The sequence below is a fragment of the Brevibacterium sp. 2SA genome, from assembly GCF_005502845.1.
In the GTDB taxonomy this organism is placed as follows: domain Bacteria; phylum Actinomycetota; class Actinomycetes; order Actinomycetales; family Brevibacteriaceae; genus Brevibacterium.
The window spans coordinates 16,847-31,044 of the sequence record NZ_SCMW01000009.1 but is presented as its reverse complement, the minus strand read 5'-3'; the positions used below and the strand labels follow the sequence as shown (position 1 = coordinate 31,044).

The following is a 14,198-nucleotide window of genomic DNA, read 5'->3' as shown; positions in this document are numbered from 1 at the left end:
GCAGGGGCCGGTTCACTCCTGTTCGACGACGGTGTATTCGAGGACGGGGCGACCGGCGGAGCCGTAGCGGGGACGGCGCTCGAGCATGCCCGCGTCGGCCATCGCCTCGAGGTAGCGGCGCGCGGTGACCCGGGAGACGCCGAGGCTCGTGGCCACCTCGGCGGCGGACTGCCCCGGCTTGTCCGTGAGCACTCCTCTGACCTCCTCCTGCACCCCGTCGGGAACGCCCTTCGGGGTCGCGGTCACGGTGTGCGTGCGCAGAGCCGCGATCGCGGTGTCGACCTCGTTCTGCGTCACCTCGCCGTCGGGGCAGTCGGCGCCGAGGCGATTGCGGAATGAGGAGTACGCGTCGAGCTTCGACTTGAAGACCGGGAAGGTGAAGGGCTTGATGATGTACTGCGCGACCCCGTAGGACAGCGCCTCCTGGACGATCTGCATGTCGCGGGCGGCGGTGACCGCGATGATGTCGACGTCGACGCGCTGTCCGCGGATCGCCCGGCAGACCTGGAGGCCGTGACCGTCGGGGAGGTTCATATCGAGGAGGACGAGAGCGATGCCCTCGGGGTCGAGGCCGAGGATCTTGCCGGTCAGCGCCGCCATCGCCTGCGTCGCGTTCTTCGCGACCCCGGCGACGTGGTAGCCGTCGATGCGTTCGATGTACTTCGCGTGGGCGCGGGCCGCCACGGCCTCGTCCTCGACGACGAGCACACCGATGCTCGAATCAGGCTGAGAACTCTCTGGCATGCCGCCAGTCTAGACCGCCGTCCGGCGGGCGCTGAGGCGAATGTGTTCCAGGCTCGGCACATCAGCGACGACGGCTGTCGTCACCCGGCGGCACCGGTCGGCAAGCCTCCCTGTGGCCAGCGCCGGCGCTACTGTTCGGTAGTCCGAGTCCGCTGTGCCGCGGCCATGTCGTCGGGCAGCCAGACGGTGAGCGAGGCCCCGCTGAACTCGTCTCCGTCCTCGCCGCGGCCCTGGACGTCGATGGCCCCGCCGAGGCGGCGGACGGCCTGGACGACGAGTGAGAGTCCGACACCCCGCGTGCCCGTCTGCTGGCGTCCGCGCCCGCTGTCGGTCGTCACCCCGTCGTGCTTCGTCGACCAGCCCCGCTCGAAGATCGCATCGAGGTCCTCCTCGGCGATGCCGGGGCCGTCGTCGCTGACCTCGATCGTGAACCCGCTCGCACCCCCCGCTCCGCTGAGGTGGACGTGGACGCGCTTGTTCTCCGGCAGCACGTCCTGCCTGCTCAGGGCGTCGAAGGCATTGTCGATGAGGTTGCCGAGGATCGTCGCGAGGTCCCGGTCGTCCCCGCCGAGGCTGCCGGTGAGTCCGACCGTGTCGACCGTCATGTCGATGCCGACCTCCCCGGCCTGGGCGATCTTCGAGAGCAGGAGCGCCGAGAGCACGGGATGGTCGAAGCTCATCTGCCCGTCACCGGTGACGCGGCTGAGGTCGTCGAGGTCCTTCGCGGCGAAGTCGATCGCCTCGTCGACGTGACCGGTCTCGAGGAGGGAGATGACCATGTGCAGGCGGTTCGCGTACTCGTGGGTCTGCGCGCGCAGCGAATCGGAGAACGAGCGCACCGAGACGAGCTCACCGGTGAGCTCGGCGAGCTCGGTGTGATCGCGCATCGTCACGACCCACGTGTCGCTGCCCTCATCGGTCGGCTGCTGGTTGACGATGAGCACCCGATCGTCGGTGTAGTGGAACTCGTTGCGGGCCCAGCGGCCCGAGGCGAGCAGGTCGATGAGCGCCTCGGGCAGCTCGAGGTCCGACAGTGGGATCCCGCCTTCGGGTGTCGTCGATTCGACCGCGTCGGGGGTGGTCGTGGTGGGCTTCGCGCTCGTCGAGGCGGTGGTGGATTTCGCGCTCGCCGAGGCGGTCGCGGAGGCCCCGGTCGCCTCGGTGTCCCCTGCTGCCGCGGTGTCCCGCTTCGCCCCGGTGTCCCGCTTCGCCCCGGCGTCCCGCTTCGCCCCGGCGTCCCGCTTCGCCCCGGAGTCCGCAGTTGTTGCGGAGTCCGCAGTCGCCCCGGCGTCCGCGACTGCCGTCGACTCACTCGTCGGCTCGGTCTGCTCCCGGCTCTCGGCGGATCCCGCACCGGCCGCGTTGTCGGACGCCCCGTCCATAGCGGTGTCCTCACCCACCGCGTCACCGGAACCCGCACCCGTCGCGGTGCCCTGACCTGCCGCCTCGGCGGGACCCGCTGCGGACCCCGCTCCCGCATCCTGCCGCTTCGTTCCGACGCTCGGCAGACCGAGGAGTTGGCGCGCCTCGGCGTTGATGAGGACGATCCCGAGCGACCGGTCGATGAGCAGCAGACCTTCGGAGACCGCTTTGAGCACGGAGGAGTAGAACTCGATGATGCTCCGCAGCTCGTTGGCGCCGTAGTCACCGGTGACCCGGCGCAGACCGCGCGACGTCACCCATGAGGCGCCGATGCCGAGCAGCAGAGTCGCGATCGCGATGCCGATGAGCCATTTGCTCTGGGCGAGGAATCCGGCCCGGACGGCGTCGGCGGAGTTGCCGACGATGACGGCGCCGACGACGGTGTTCGGTCCCACCTCGTCGATGCCCAAGTGCTTGGCGAAAACCGGGGTGACGACGTACATCGTGCCGCCGCCCTCCCCGCCGTCGTCGAGGAACCGGACGACGGAGCGGCCGCTGAGGATCCGGGTGGGGCCGATCGACGCGGCGAGCTGGTCGATCGAATCATCGGGGATGTCCCCCGAGGAGGCAGTGACGATGTTGCGCTCCATCGCGACCCGGCGGTCGGCGGATCCGAGCGAGGGCGGAGTGCGCAGGTAGTCGATGGGCACGACCGCTGCCGTGTCGAACCGGTATTCGTTGACGACGTTGTCGAGCATCGAACGCACGTCGGCGCGGGAGGACGGCGCGAGCAGGTCGTCGCTGAGGTCGGTCTCTCCGGCGTCGACGATGCCGAGCGACAGCGAGATGCTGTCGGCGGCCGAGCGGAGGAGATCCTGCTGCCGGGCGGTGTTGATCTGCGAGAGCTGGAGGTAGAGCAGGCTCGTCGTCAGGATCATGATGCCGACGAGCATGACGGAGTTCGCGAACATGATCCGTCCGGCGACCCCGTAGCGCACCCGGCGGCTGAGCCGCACGACGGGGCGCACGAGCGCGCGTGACAACGTCGGACGCGTCGTCTCGTCAGCCGGGGTCGTCATGGCCCCATTGTGTCACCCGGCCGTGCTGGGATTGTGTCACCCGGACTGTGCTGCCCGGTCTGTCCGGCCCGGCCTGTCCGGCACGGCCTATGCTGCCCAGACCGTCCGGCCCGGTCGGAACGCTCAGAGGGCGAGGCTGATCGGACCGGCGGGGACGGCCGAGCACACGAGCACCTCGTCGGCGTCGACCTGGGCGGCCGGTTCGATCGGGTAGGCGACGGAACCGGCGGCCAGCCGAACCGAGCAGGTGCCGCACGATCCGCCGCGGCATGAACTCGCCGCCTGCATGCCGCGCGCCTCGAGCGCCTCGAGGAGGGTGCCCTGGGCCGGCTCCCAGAGGAAGCTCGTCCCCGAATCGGCCAGCGTCACCTCGGCGGGTGGCCATTCGGCGATCGCCTCGGTCATCCCGGTCCGCGGGGACGCGAAGGTCTCCTGGTGAACGCCGGGCACCCCCGCCTCGTCGGCCGCGGCGAGGACGGCGCGCGTGAAGTCCGCAGGCCCGCACACCATGACGTTGTCGCAGCCGGCGAGCAGTCCGACGAGCTCGGCGTGGTCGGGCCGGCCGGCCACCGCGGTGTCCCGATGCTCGGCCTCGACGGGGAGGCCGGTGCCATGAGCGCGGTCGAGGAGCCGATTCCACAGGCACGCCGTGCGCTGGTCCCGGTCGACGTGGAGGAGCCTGAGCCGCTCGGCTGCGGGCACAGCGCTGCCGGCGACGGAGCCGCCGGCCGCGCCGACCCCGACGGCCACCGGCTCGCGGGCCGCCTCGCGGAGCAGTCCGAGGCTCGGGGTGATCCCGATGCCTGCGGTGATGAGCGCCGTCGTGCCGCCGAAGACGCGATCTGCCGTCATCGTGCCATGCGGTCCTGACGCGAGCACCCGCTCGCCGGCCGCCAGGCCCGCCACGGCTCGCGACCCCTTGCCCTGCGTGCGCACGGCGATCGAGACGATGTCGTCGGTGACGTCGGTGATCGTGTACGTCCGCCAGAACGGTGCCCCGAGCTCGAGGTGGACGCGCAGATTGGTCCCCGGCTCGTCGAACTCCCGGATCCAGCCGAGTTCGTCGCGCAGAGAGATCTCCACGGTGTCGTGGCAGATCTGCCGGGAGTCGAGGACCGTCATGAAACGCGGGGTCCGCGCCGTGGGCACGAACTCCCGGGGCGCCTCGCCCTCGATGACGATCTCATCGCCGGCGGTGATCACCCCGGACTCGAGGATCCGCCCATAGACCCCGCAGTGGACATGGCCGCACGCGGAGGCCAGCAGGCGCGGGACGTTGACGTCGACCTCGGTGGTCACCGGGTTGACGGTCGTCGCCGGGCAGCGCTCGATGGCCTGGCTGATCGCCAGACGCACCCCGCCGACGCGGACGATCGTGCCGATGAGACCGAACTCGGCGAACGGCTCGAGCCCGTCGAGGAGGATGTTGCCACGGAACCGCAGCGGGTCGAGGTCGTCGCCGGCACCGAGCGCCGCCCGCCCCTCGTCGGTCGCTCCGATGGCCGCGACCGTGGCGGGGTTGATGAGCGAGATCCCGGACTCCCGGGAGTCGAACATGCCCTGTCCGGCGACGACGAGACTGCGCGGAAACCTGCCCTGAGGGGGTATGCGGGCACCGAGGAACTCCGCCGCCTCGGCCCGACTCTCGAGGTCGTCGGCGCGGAAGGTCGTCGCCTCCCCGTCCGGCGCGGTCAGGGTGAGCTCAGGGACCGCCTCGGCGGGGGCACTGGCGACGTGCCATCTCTGCAGGTCAGGGTCGTTCTTCAGGACCGTGAAGGCGGAGTATCGCTGCCACTGGTCGGCGGGGACGTCGAGGCTTCCGTTCGTGAAGGCGGCGACCCGGTCGCCGAGGATGCCGCGGTCGGCATCGACGACCGCCTCGGCGATCTCCTCTGCCGGGAACCCCTTGACGGGGAAGCGGAACAGTCTGACAGCACGCATGCCTCGATTCTAGGAGCACCGAGGCGAAGCGGGCGGGGAGATGAGACGAATCGCACAGGGACCGCCTCGGCGGGGGTTGCGTCATACCCTATGGGGGTATAAAGTCAGGTCATGACTGAGCAACATGGATACACCCCGCAGAAAGACGCTCTGGAACGCCGGATGAAGCGGATCGAAGGACAGGTCCGCGGGATCGCGAAGATGATCGATGAGGACAAGTACTGCATCGACATCCTCACCCAGGTCTCGGCAGCCACAGCCGCACTGCACGCGGTCTCCATCAACCTCCTCGAAGAGCATATCGCTCACTGCGTCGTCGACGCCTCCGCCGCCGGCGAGGACGAAGCGCGCAAGAAGATCGAGGAGGCTTCAGCCGCCATCGCCCGACTCATCAAGAGCTGAGCGCCCCTCCAGGGCTCCGTCCCCCTTCCTCTCGGGACGGTCATCCCGCCGAGGCGGCGCTGACCTGATGAGGCACGGCGTCAATCGCCGGTCAACCGACCGGCGAGACGTGCGAAGAAAGCAGGAGACATGACCACCACCACGATCACCGTCAGCGGAATGACCTGCGGCCACTGCGTCGCCTCGGTCACGGAGGAGATCGGCGCGCTGACCGGCGTGACCGACGTTGCCGTCGACCTCAACGCCGGCGGGGACTCCCCCGTGACGATCACCTCGACGGCCGACCTCGACGACGCGGACATCCGCGCCGCGGTCGACGAAGCAGGCTACGAGGTCAAGTGATGTCGCGCGAGGTTGATCTCGACATCACGGGAATGACCTGCGCATCGTGCTCGGCCCGGATCGAGAAGAGGCTTTCGCGCCTCGACGGGGTGACCGCCGAGGTCAACCTGCCGCTCAACACCGCCCACGTCGTCATCGACTCCGACCTCACCGACGGCGACGTCACCGCCGCCGTCGAGAAGGCCGGGTACGGGGCGAGCGTGCGGAAGGCCGCCTCGGCGGGTCCCGAGATCGTCGACTACGACCCCCGGCACCTGCGGCCGCGGTTCCTCGGCTCCCTCGTCCTCGCCGTGCCGATCATCGCCGTCTCGATGGTGATGAGCTGGCACTTCCCGGGCTGGCAGTGGGTGGTCGGACTCCTCGCCCTCCCCGTCGTCACGTGGGGTGCGTGGCCGTTCCACTCGGCGGCGTTCAAGGCCGCCCGAGGCGGGTCGACGACGATGGACACCCTCGTCAGCGTCGGCATCATCGTCGCCAGCGGGTACTCGTATGCGACGCTGCTGCGGGCAGTCGTCGACGGGCACGGCTGGGCGATTCCCGGGACCTACCACGTGTGGTTCGAGGCGGCCGCGGCGATCACGGTGTTCCTCCTCATCGGCAAGCTCACCGAGGATCGCGCGAAGAACCGAGCGACTGCGGCCCTGCGCAAGCTGCTCGACCTCGGAGCGAAGTCGGCGACCGTGCTGCGTGCGCCCGGTGAGGTTTCTCCCGGCGCCGAGGCGGGGGCAGGCGAGGCCGCATCCGGTACCGGTCCGGGGTCTCCTCATTCAGGTGACCTATCCGGTTCCGGCGAGCGCGTCGAAGTGCAGGTGCCCATCGCGGAACTCCGCGTCGGTGACGTCTTCCGGGTCCGTCCGGGCGAGAAGATCGCCACCGACGGGGTCATCGTCGCCGGTCACTCGGCCGTCGACGAGGCGATGCTCACCGGCGAATCCGCCCCCGTCGAGGTCGGGGTCGGCGACACCGTCACCGGTGCGACGATCAACACCTCAGGGGTGCTCGAGGTCCGAGCCGAACGCGTCGGCGCGGAGACGACGCTGGCGGCGATGGCCGACCTCGTCAGCCGCGCACAGCTGGGCAAACCGGCCGTGCAGCGCCTCGCCGATCGCATCTCCGCGGTGTTCGTGCCGATCGTCTTCGTCATCAGCGTGCTGACGTTCCTCGCATGGGGGCTCGTCAGCGGCGACTGGGCGATGGGCCTGCATGCGGCACTCACGGTGCTCATCATCGCGTGTCCGTGTGCGCTCGGTCTGGCGACCCCGACGGCCCTCGCCGTGTCCTCGGGCCGCGGTTCGCAGCTGGGGATCCTCGTCTCGGGCCCCGAGGCGCTCGAGTCGACGCGGTCGATCGACACCGTCGTGCTCGACAAGACCGGGACCCTGACGACGGGCGTGATGACGCTCATCGGCTCGCAGCTGACCGACGCGGACTTCGCCGTGCTCGCGCGCCTCGAAGAGCAGAGCGAGCACCCGGTGGCCCGCGCGATCGTCGAAGCGTCACGGGCAGAGCGTGTCACGGCCGGGGCGGCGACCGCCTCGGCGAGGGTCGAGGACTTCACCGCGATCCCCGGCGGAGGACTCGAGGCGAGGATCGATGGACGCGAGGTCATCGCCGGTCGGCCCGATCTGCTCCGCGAACGCGGGATCACGGTCGACGTCACACCCGACGCGGTTCCGGCGGGCGCGACGATCGTCGCACTCGCCGTCGACGGGGACTTCCGCGGGCTGACGTTCGTCGCCGACGAGGTGAGGGACGGGGCCGCCTCGGCGATCTCCGAACTCCATCGCCTCGGACTGCGCACAGTGCTGCTGACCGGGGACAATGCCTCAGCCGCCGAGGCGGTCGCCGGCAAGCTCGGGATCACCGAGGTCTTTGCCGACGTTCGTCCCGAGGGCAAGATCGCCGTCGTCGACGAACTCCAGGCAGACGGGCGCTCGGTCGCGATGGTCGGTGACGGCATCAACGATGCCGCGGCCCTGGCCGGCGCCGACCTCGGCATCGCGATGGGTTCGGGCACGGACGCGGCGATGGCGGCCTCGGACATCACGATGGTGCGGTCGGATCCGCGGCAGATCCCGCAGGCGATCCGCCTGTCGCGGCGGACGCTCGGGCTCATCAAGGGCAACCTGTTCTGGGCCTTCGCGTACAACACGGCAGCGATCCCGGTCGCCGCGGCCGGGCTGCTCAGCCCGATGATCGCCGGGGCCGCGATGGCGTTCTCCTCGGTGTTCGTCGTCCTCAACAGCCTCCGGCTCCTGCGGTTCCGGTAGACGGGCCCAGTGTTCTGCGCCGCTTCCAGGGTGATCTCAGCTCCGAAATCACCATGGGGGCGGCGCACAATCGCCTCCAGACTTCCGCAGACCTGAGTGGCGGTGCCAGACCCGGTTCTTCTAGGCCCCGTCCGGCCCTTTCCCGGACTCCTCGGGCGACCTCGGCGGCCCCTCGCCAGCCTCAAGGCGGGCCCCAGTGTTCTGCGCCGCCACCAGGGTGATCTCAGCTCCGAAATCACCATGGGGGCGGCGCACAATCGCCTCCAGACTTCCGCAGACCTGAGTGGCGGTGCCAGACCGGGTACTTTCTAGGCCCCGTCCGGCCCTTTCCCGGACTCCCCGAACTCCCCGGCCTCCGCGGAATCCTCGCGAGCGGCGCGGGCGATGTCCTCGGCCGGCCAGAAGAGGCGCCTCGCGCGGTCGGAGTGCGCGAGTTTGCGCAGGCTGTCGATGAAGACCGAGCCGAGCACCGTGCCGAGAACGGACTTCTCGACGATCGCCGCGGGGTCGTCGGTGGGGGCGAGGCTCGCAATGTCGGCGCCGGCGATGCGCTCGGCCGCCTCGGCGTAGACATCGAGATGACCGAGCAGATCCTCATGCCCCGTGTCGATCATCGTCTCCACTGCGGTGATGAGCGGGGCGAGCGCCGGCTCATCCGCCGCGAGATTCCAGTCGCGATCGGCGATGAGGGCATCGATGAGGGCGGCGGCCCGCTCGCGGGAACTCGGCGTCCCACCACCGGGATCGGGGTCGCCGGGGCGGGCATTGACCCCGATGATCCCCTGACCGAGCGCGACGGGCACCTGCGGCTGCGGCGAATCGAGCTCGGCGAGCACAGCCCGCGCCGACGCGATCGACATGCCGCCGATCGTCACCATCGCGCGCACGAGCCGCACCCGGTGGACATGGTCGCTCCCGTAGCCGCCGGGATCCTCGGCGGTGACGGTCGCCCGCGGCACGAGGCCCTCGCGGATGTAGTACTTGATCCGCGGGATCGGCACCCCGGTCTGCTCGCTGAGCTGAGATATCCGCATCGCCCTCCCCATCCGTTCCCTCGCCGAACACTCTTGCAGGCCCACGTCGGATAGTCTACTATCTATTTATGGATAGCGGACTATCTGACAACGACGTCGGACTGCCCCGGGAGAACGGCGTGACCTCCGCGTCGACGGGCCGCCTCGGCGAGACCACTCTGCGTCCGGCGACGATCGTTTCCGGACTCTCCCGACTCCATCGCCCCCTCATCGCAGCCGCGGTCTTCGCCGCCCTCATCGCCGCCATCGCCACGGTCGGGTACTTCACCGACGACCGCACCCTCGTCGGCGCCCCGATCTGGCACAAGGCCGCGAAGTTCGGCATCTCGATCGCGATCTACACCGTGACTATCGCCTGGATGCTCCAGTTCCTGCCCCGCCGCAACCGCATCGGCCGGGTGCTCGGAACGATCATCGCAATCGGGATCTCGGTCGAACTCGCCTTCATCGTCGTGCAGATCATCCGCGGTCAGATGAGCCATTTCAACGTGCGCACCCCTCTCGACGCGGGCCTCTACTACGGCATGGGCGGGCTCATCACCGTGGTGTGGCTGGCGAATCTCGTCCTCGGCTTCGTGCTCGCGTTCCGTCGGCTGCCCGACCGCGGCATCGCCGCCGGCATCCGCTGGGGCACCGCGATCGGCCTCATCGGCATGGCGATCGCGTTCCTCATGACCGTCGGCGAGCTCAACGTCGTCGACATGGACGCCGCCGAGGCGCAGGGCCTGGCCGGCGCCCACAGCGTCGGAGCCGTCGACGGCGGACCGATGATGCCGATCACCGGCTGGAACACCGAGGCGGGCGACATCCGCGTCCCCCATTTCCTCGGGATCCACGCGCTCCAGATCATCCCGTTCGTCGCTCTCGGACTCGTCCTCCTCGGGCGCCGGTGGCCGCGGCTGCGCCCGGCGTCAGTGCGGGTCGGCCTCGTGCGGATCGTCGCGCTGCTCTATCTCGGCGTCGTCGCCCTGGCCACCGTGCAGGCGCTCCGCGGACAGTCCGTCGCCCAGACGGATGGCCCGATGTTCGCGGCCCTCGGCGGCCTCGTCGTCCTTGCCGGTGTCGGCGTCCTTGCCGTCATCCTGCGCCGAGGCGGCTCCCGGGTCGAGCGTGTGAGCTGAGGCGGTGTTCCGGGGGAGTCGAAGTCTGATTGACGGCGCCGACGGTGAGATGGCGGTCTGTGCGCCCGAGCGCAGGCCGGTCGAGGGTCGTTGACTCATGTGCTCTCCGCTGTGCACGGGCAGGCCCGCGCGGCCGGCGGGATCGCACCGGCCACCTCGGCGCATCTCACCGCTCCCTCCGTCACTGTCCGGGCAGTCGTCGTCAGCGCGTTTCTCACCTGGGGCGATGGAGTCGATGTTCACGCATTCGGGGCGGGTGTAACTCGTACCCACAGGACCGCCGGCTCGTGCGCGGGGCGCCTGTGGACGCACGCGCGCCGTCCACAGGGCGATCGGCGGCTGTTCACACTGCCGCTCACTCGGGGTCAGCCTCGGTGGATGGATCTGCACGTTGAGTATCGCGAGTACCCGTCGCTCTTCAGGTCAGCGGACGCCGGCCGTCTGGGCGTCACCACGCACGCGCTCAAGTTCGACCGCACACGCAGGCACCTCTACCGCGGAGTCCGGATCGACGAGACCGCCAAGGTGCGGCACCCCACCCCGTCGTGGGCCGATGAGGAGTGGATGCACGAGAACGTCAGGCTGCGGGCAGTGCGTCTGCTGTGCCCGACGGCAGTCGGTGTCGGGCCGACGGCGGCGCGCCTCTACGGCCTGCCGATTCCCGCTGATCGCGCGAACTCCACCCTGCATCTCGCGTCGACCGATCCCCTGACGAAGGTCAGTCGTCCCGGCATCAGGTTCCATCGGCCGCGCACTCTGCGGATGCGAACGTGGCTGGAGCTGCCGCTGCAGGCGCCCGAAGATCTCTTCGTCGATCTCGCGGGCGTGCTCGGTCGCAATGCGCTGGTCGCGCTCGGCGATGCGATGGTCGGCGGATGGCATGGCCCGCCGCTCTGCTCGCTTGCGCAGCTGCAAGGCGCCCTGCGGCAGCGCCGTTACCTTCGCGCCCGAGCGAACATCGAAGCCGCCTGCGCGCTCATCCGCGAGACCGTCGACTCTCCCCAGGAGACCGACCTGCGGCTGTGGGCGATCGGCCGCGGACTGCCCGAGCCGACAGTCCACCCGCAGGTGTTCTGCCCGATGCTCGGAAGGGTCGTCGAGCCCGACTTGGGTTATGAGCAGGCTCGACTCGCGCTCGAGTATGAAGGCGGACATCATTTCGAGTCGAAGGACCAGTGGAATCGCGACATCCGCAGGGACGAAGCTCTGCAGGCAGCAGGGTGGACGACGCTCAAGGTCACCAGTCGCACCGATCGAGTGCTTCTGGAGCGGAAGATCCGCGCGCACTTGACGCGCTGGCACACGGACACCCTGGTGATCTGAGGGTGAGGCCTGTGGTGGTCCGAGGTTGAGGTCTGTGGTGATCTGCGGGTGAGCGAGTGCTCTGAGCCCGAGCGCTGGTGGTGATCCGAGGGCCGGTGGTGGCCCGAGAGCGAGAGCAGGTGGTTGTTGGGCGCAAAGACCGGAGCACGCACGACGAAGCGCATCAGAGCGTGCGCATCACACCGCAGGCACCAAGAACTGCGGAAGGTCGACAGCGATTGCGCGCCAGGTTCATGGCGAATCTGCTTCGAATTTCACCATGAAAGTGGCGCAGAAGCCGGGTCGGCACCATGAAGGTGGCGCAAAAGCCGTGGCGGCACCGTGGAGGTGGCGCAGAGAGGTGGCGCAGAGAGGTGGCGCAGAGAGGCGGCGCGACGATCCTCGTGCCCGCCCCGGAGGCCCTACTTCCCGCAGGCCCTACTTGAGGACGGGGTAGGACTGGTCGTCGTTCTGCGTGTCGTTGCGCATCACCCAGTTGAGCACCGCAGACAGGGCGCTGACGAGGACGAATGCGATGCCGGCGTAGATGAAGGCGTAACCGAACGCGTCGGAGTCCTGCCAGGCGCGGGTGACGATGATCGAGAGGATGAGGACGGCGACGCCGCAGACCAGCCCGACTTTGAGCGCATCCTTGTAGGACACGGTGCTGGAGGACTTCTTCGCAGAGTTCGACGTTGCCATACCACCAGGGTACCGATTCGGGCTGAGAGGCGACAGCCGAGTGACCCCCGACCCGGGGGCCGGGCGACTGTGTCCCGGCACCTGACCACCCCACGCACCCAACAGGCCAACAGCCGGCGGCCTGACCCCCCGGCACCCGACAGGCCAACAGCCGGGGACCTGACCGCCAAGCACCACCGAGCACCCCCGACCCCTGCACTCGACCACCCCTGAACCCGGCTCCTGGCCGCTCCCCGATCCGGGACCAAGTGGACGAGTGCGGGCGAACACGCGAAAATGACAGCGTGCCCATCCCCACTCCAGTGCGCAGGTCTGCGCACGCGTCGCGCGCTGCCGTCACGGCAGGCGTCCTGACCAGAGGCGGTCTCAGGACGCTGGTCGCGTGTGCCTGCGCGCTTGCGCTGCTCGTCGCGCTCGCGGCCTGCGGGCCGGACAGGGGGCTGCGCGTCGAGCCTGCGGGAAGCACCTCGCCGACGCTCTTCGACGAATCGAATGAGGACTCCGGGCCCGCGGACAAGCCGTATTCGCTCGATGACATCCGCACCCTCATCGAGGACAGTTCGGGGGTCGCGGTGACCGGTCGGGCGTCGGAGACGGCGAAGGTCGTCGCCGACTGCCAGGAGTGCATGAAGTTCGGCACCCCGTTCCTCAGCGGCGACCGGAAGTTCCAGGTCGTCACGGTGCTCAACCCGCAGCAGATGAGCGAGGTCATCGCCGGGGTCGTCGTCAGCGAATTCGAGGGCGCACCGCGCCTCGAGCTCATCGCCACAGGCAATCAGCTCACGCTCAGCCCCGGCAAGAACGGCACGCTCGTCGTCCAGGAGGCGATGTACGCCGACGGTGATGAGGACTGCTGCCCCTCGGGCTGGTCGGTGCAGGTATTCCGCCTGCATGACGGTAGGTTTGAACCGGGACAACGCTTCACGCGTCTAAATGGAGAGTCGTAATGCATATTGTGCTGGTCGAGGATGACGAGGTCATCCGCGAGACAACCCAGATCGGACTCGAGCAGTTCGATTACACGGTGTCGGCGTTCGCCGACGGCCGTGAGGGCTATGAGTTCGTCGCCGCCCACGGTGCCGACGTCCTCCTCCTCGACCTCATGCTCCCGACGATGAACGGCGCGTCGATCTGCCGCGCGATCCGCGAGCGCTCCTCCATCCCGATCATCATCATCTCCGCCCGCTCGGATGCGATCGACATCGTCCAGGCCCTCGAGGCCGGAGCCGACGACTACCTCACCAAGCCCTTCGACATGCAGGTGCTCAACGCCCGCATCCGCGCCGTCGTCCGCCGCTTCATCACCGCCGGCACCGACCGGCTCGGCTACTCCCCCACCACCGAGGCGATCGACGAACACGAAACCGTCATCGGCCCCGGCGGCGTCATCACCGGCGACGGGATCCCCGAAGTCCTCGGGCCGAGCCCCGGCATGGACACCCGGGAGCGGATCAAGTCCCGTCTCGCGGCCGATGACACCTACCTCGGCGCCGGCGGGAAGTTCACGTCGTCACCGGGCCCGGACACGCACGACGTGGCGATCCCCCCGCGCCCCGCGTCCTCACCTCAGACGACCGCCGAGGCGGCCCCGGAGTCCGGTGAGCTCGGACCGTTCCGCACCCGGCTGGGGTCCCTCGTCCTCGACACCGGACGGCTCACCGTCGAGGTCGACGGCGAGGAGGTCCACCTCACCCCGACCGAGCTGCGCGTCCTCCTGCTGCTCACCGAACAGCCCGAGCACGTGTACTCTCGGGAGAAGATCGCGTTCACGGTGTGGGGGTACGAGTGGGCCGGCGACTCCCGGGTCGTCGACGTCCACATCCAGCGCCTGCGCAAGAAGATCGGCGCGAACATGATCGAGACGGTCCGCGGCTTCGGGTACCGTTTCGCAGGCTGAGC

General features: G+C 69.4%; 12 protein-coding genes. 7 read left to right on the top strand and 5 right to left on the bottom strand.

The features are described 5' to 3' along the window. Positions 1-12 precede the first annotated feature (12 nt). From FFS20_RS05610 to FFS20_RS05595, 3 genes are all read right to left on the bottom strand, one after another. On the bottom strand, positions 13-744 hold the full coding sequence (locus FFS20_RS05610) for a response regulator (protein WP_137824937.1): 732 nt from the start codon (positions 742-744) through the stop codon (positions 13-15). Positions 745-872: 128 nt separating this feature from the next. After that, on the bottom strand, positions 873-3,185 hold the full coding sequence (locus FFS20_RS18235; RefSeq protein WP_249356689.1) for an ATP-binding protein: 2,313 nt from the start codon (positions 3,183-3,185) through the stop codon (positions 873-875). Between the two features lie 123 nt (positions 3,186-3,308). Then, on the bottom strand, positions 3,309-5,126 hold the full coding sequence (locus FFS20_RS05595) for a 2Fe-2S iron-sulfur cluster-binding protein (RefSeq protein WP_137824936.1): 1,818 nt from the start codon (positions 5,124-5,126) through the stop codon (positions 3,309-3,311). Positions 5,127-5,237: 111 nt separating this feature from the next. Between FFS20_RS05595 and FFS20_RS05590 the strand changes: the two genes are divergently transcribed. The 3 genes from FFS20_RS05590 (at position 5,238) to FFS20_RS05580 (ending at position 8,140) form a co-directional block, all read left to right on the top strand. Further along, entirely contained in the window at positions 5,238-5,528 is a 291-nt protein-coding gene (locus FFS20_RS05590; protein WP_137824935.1) for a metal-sensitive transcriptional regulator, read from the top strand. A 129-nt stretch (positions 5,529-5,657) separates the two neighbouring features. Continuing rightward, positions 5,658-5,870, top strand: a complete 213-nt coding sequence (locus tag FFS20_RS05585; protein ID WP_137824934.1) for a cation transporter — start codon at positions 5,658-5,660, stop codon at positions 5,868-5,870. Further along, positions 5,870-8,140 carry a cation-translocating P-type ATPase gene (locus FFS20_RS05580; RefSeq protein WP_137824933.1) on the top strand — a complete coding sequence of 757 codons (2,271 nt, stop codon included), beginning with the start codon at positions 5,870-5,872 and terminating at the stop codon, positions 8,138-8,140. Before FFS20_RS05585 ends, FFS20_RS05580 begins: the two co-directional genes overlap by 1 nt. 308 nt (positions 8,141-8,448) lie before the next feature. Here the strand turns inward: FFS20_RS05580 and FFS20_RS05575 are convergent, their stop codons facing one another. Next, positions 8,449-9,174: a MerR family transcriptional regulator gene (locus FFS20_RS05575; RefSeq protein WP_171007004.1), complete on the bottom strand. Its 726-nt coding sequence runs from the start codon at positions 9,172-9,174 to the stop codon at positions 8,449-8,451. Positions 9,175-9,242: 68 nt separating this feature from the next. On the opposite strand from FFS20_RS05575, the gene FFS20_RS05570 reads away from it, so the two are divergent. Together FFS20_RS05570 and FFS20_RS05565 are read left to right on the top strand one after the other, a co-directional pair. Then, positions 9,243-10,295: a hypothetical protein gene (locus FFS20_RS05570; protein ID WP_137824931.1), complete on the top strand. Its 1,053-nt coding sequence runs from the start codon at positions 9,243-9,245 to the stop codon at positions 10,293-10,295. Positions 10,296-10,673: 378 nt separating this feature from the next. Next, on the top strand, positions 10,674-11,618 hold the full coding sequence (locus tag FFS20_RS05565) for an endonuclease domain-containing protein (RefSeq protein WP_249356688.1): 945 nt from the start codon (positions 10,674-10,676) through the stop codon (positions 11,616-11,618). 417 nt (positions 11,619-12,035) lie between these two features. Here the strand turns inward: FFS20_RS05565 and FFS20_RS05560 are convergent, their stop codons facing one another. Then, positions 12,036-12,299, bottom strand: a complete 264-nt coding sequence (locus FFS20_RS05560; RefSeq protein ID WP_137824930.1) for a hypothetical protein — start codon at positions 12,297-12,299, stop codon at positions 12,036-12,038. A gap of 284 nt (positions 12,300-12,583) precedes the next feature. Between FFS20_RS05560 and FFS20_RS05555 the strand changes: the two genes are divergently transcribed. Next, positions 12,584-13,246: a hypothetical protein gene (locus tag FFS20_RS05555; RefSeq protein WP_249356687.1), complete on the top strand. Its 663-nt coding sequence runs from the start codon at positions 12,584-12,586 to the stop codon at positions 13,244-13,246. Continuing rightward, on the top strand, positions 13,246-14,196 hold the full coding sequence (locus FFS20_RS05550; protein ID WP_137824929.1) for a response regulator transcription factor: 951 nt from the start codon (positions 13,246-13,248) through the stop codon (positions 14,194-14,196). Before FFS20_RS05555 ends, FFS20_RS05550 begins: the two co-directional genes overlap by 1 nt. Positions 14,197-14,198 lie beyond the last annotated feature (2 nt).

Excerpts from the sequence above, each read along its gene's own strand:
- FFS20_RS05610 (WP_137824937.1), bottom strand. The coding sequence starts at position 744 with ATGCCAGAGAGTTCTCAGCCTGATTCGAGCATCGGTGTGCTCGTCGTC.
- FFS20_RS18235 (WP_249356689.1), bottom strand. The coding sequence starts at position 3,185 with ATGACGACCCCGGCTGACGAGACGACGCGTCCGACGTTGTCACGCGCG.
- FFS20_RS05595 (WP_137824936.1), bottom strand. The coding sequence starts at position 5,126 with ATGCGTGCTGTCAGACTGTTCCGCTTCCCCGTCAAGGGGTTCCCGGCA.
- FFS20_RS05590 (WP_137824935.1), top strand. The coding sequence starts at position 5,238 with ATGACTGAGCAACATGGATACACCCCGCAGAAAGACGCTCTGGAACGC.
- FFS20_RS05585 (WP_137824934.1), top strand. The coding sequence starts at position 5,658 with ATGACCACCACCACGATCACCGTCAGCGGAATGACCTGCGGCCACTGC.
- FFS20_RS05580 (WP_137824933.1), top strand. The coding sequence starts at position 5,870 with ATGTCGCGCGAGGTTGATCTCGACATCACGGGAATGACCTGCGCATCG.
- FFS20_RS05575 (WP_171007004.1), bottom strand. The coding sequence starts at position 9,174 with ATGCGGATATCTCAGCTCAGCGAGCAGACCGGGGTGCCGATCCCGCGG.
- FFS20_RS05570 (WP_137824931.1), top strand. The coding sequence starts at position 9,243 with ATGGATAGCGGACTATCTGACAACGACGTCGGACTGCCCCGGGAGAAC.
- FFS20_RS05565 (WP_249356688.1), top strand. The coding sequence starts at position 10,674 with ATGGATCTGCACGTTGAGTATCGCGAGTACCCGTCGCTCTTCAGGTCA.
- FFS20_RS05560 (WP_137824930.1), bottom strand. The coding sequence starts at position 12,299 with ATGGCAACGTCGAACTCTGCGAAGAAGTCCTCCAGCACCGTGTCCTAC.
- FFS20_RS05550 (WP_137824929.1), top strand. The coding sequence starts at position 13,246 with ATGCATATTGTGCTGGTCGAGGATGACGAGGTCATCCGCGAGACAACC.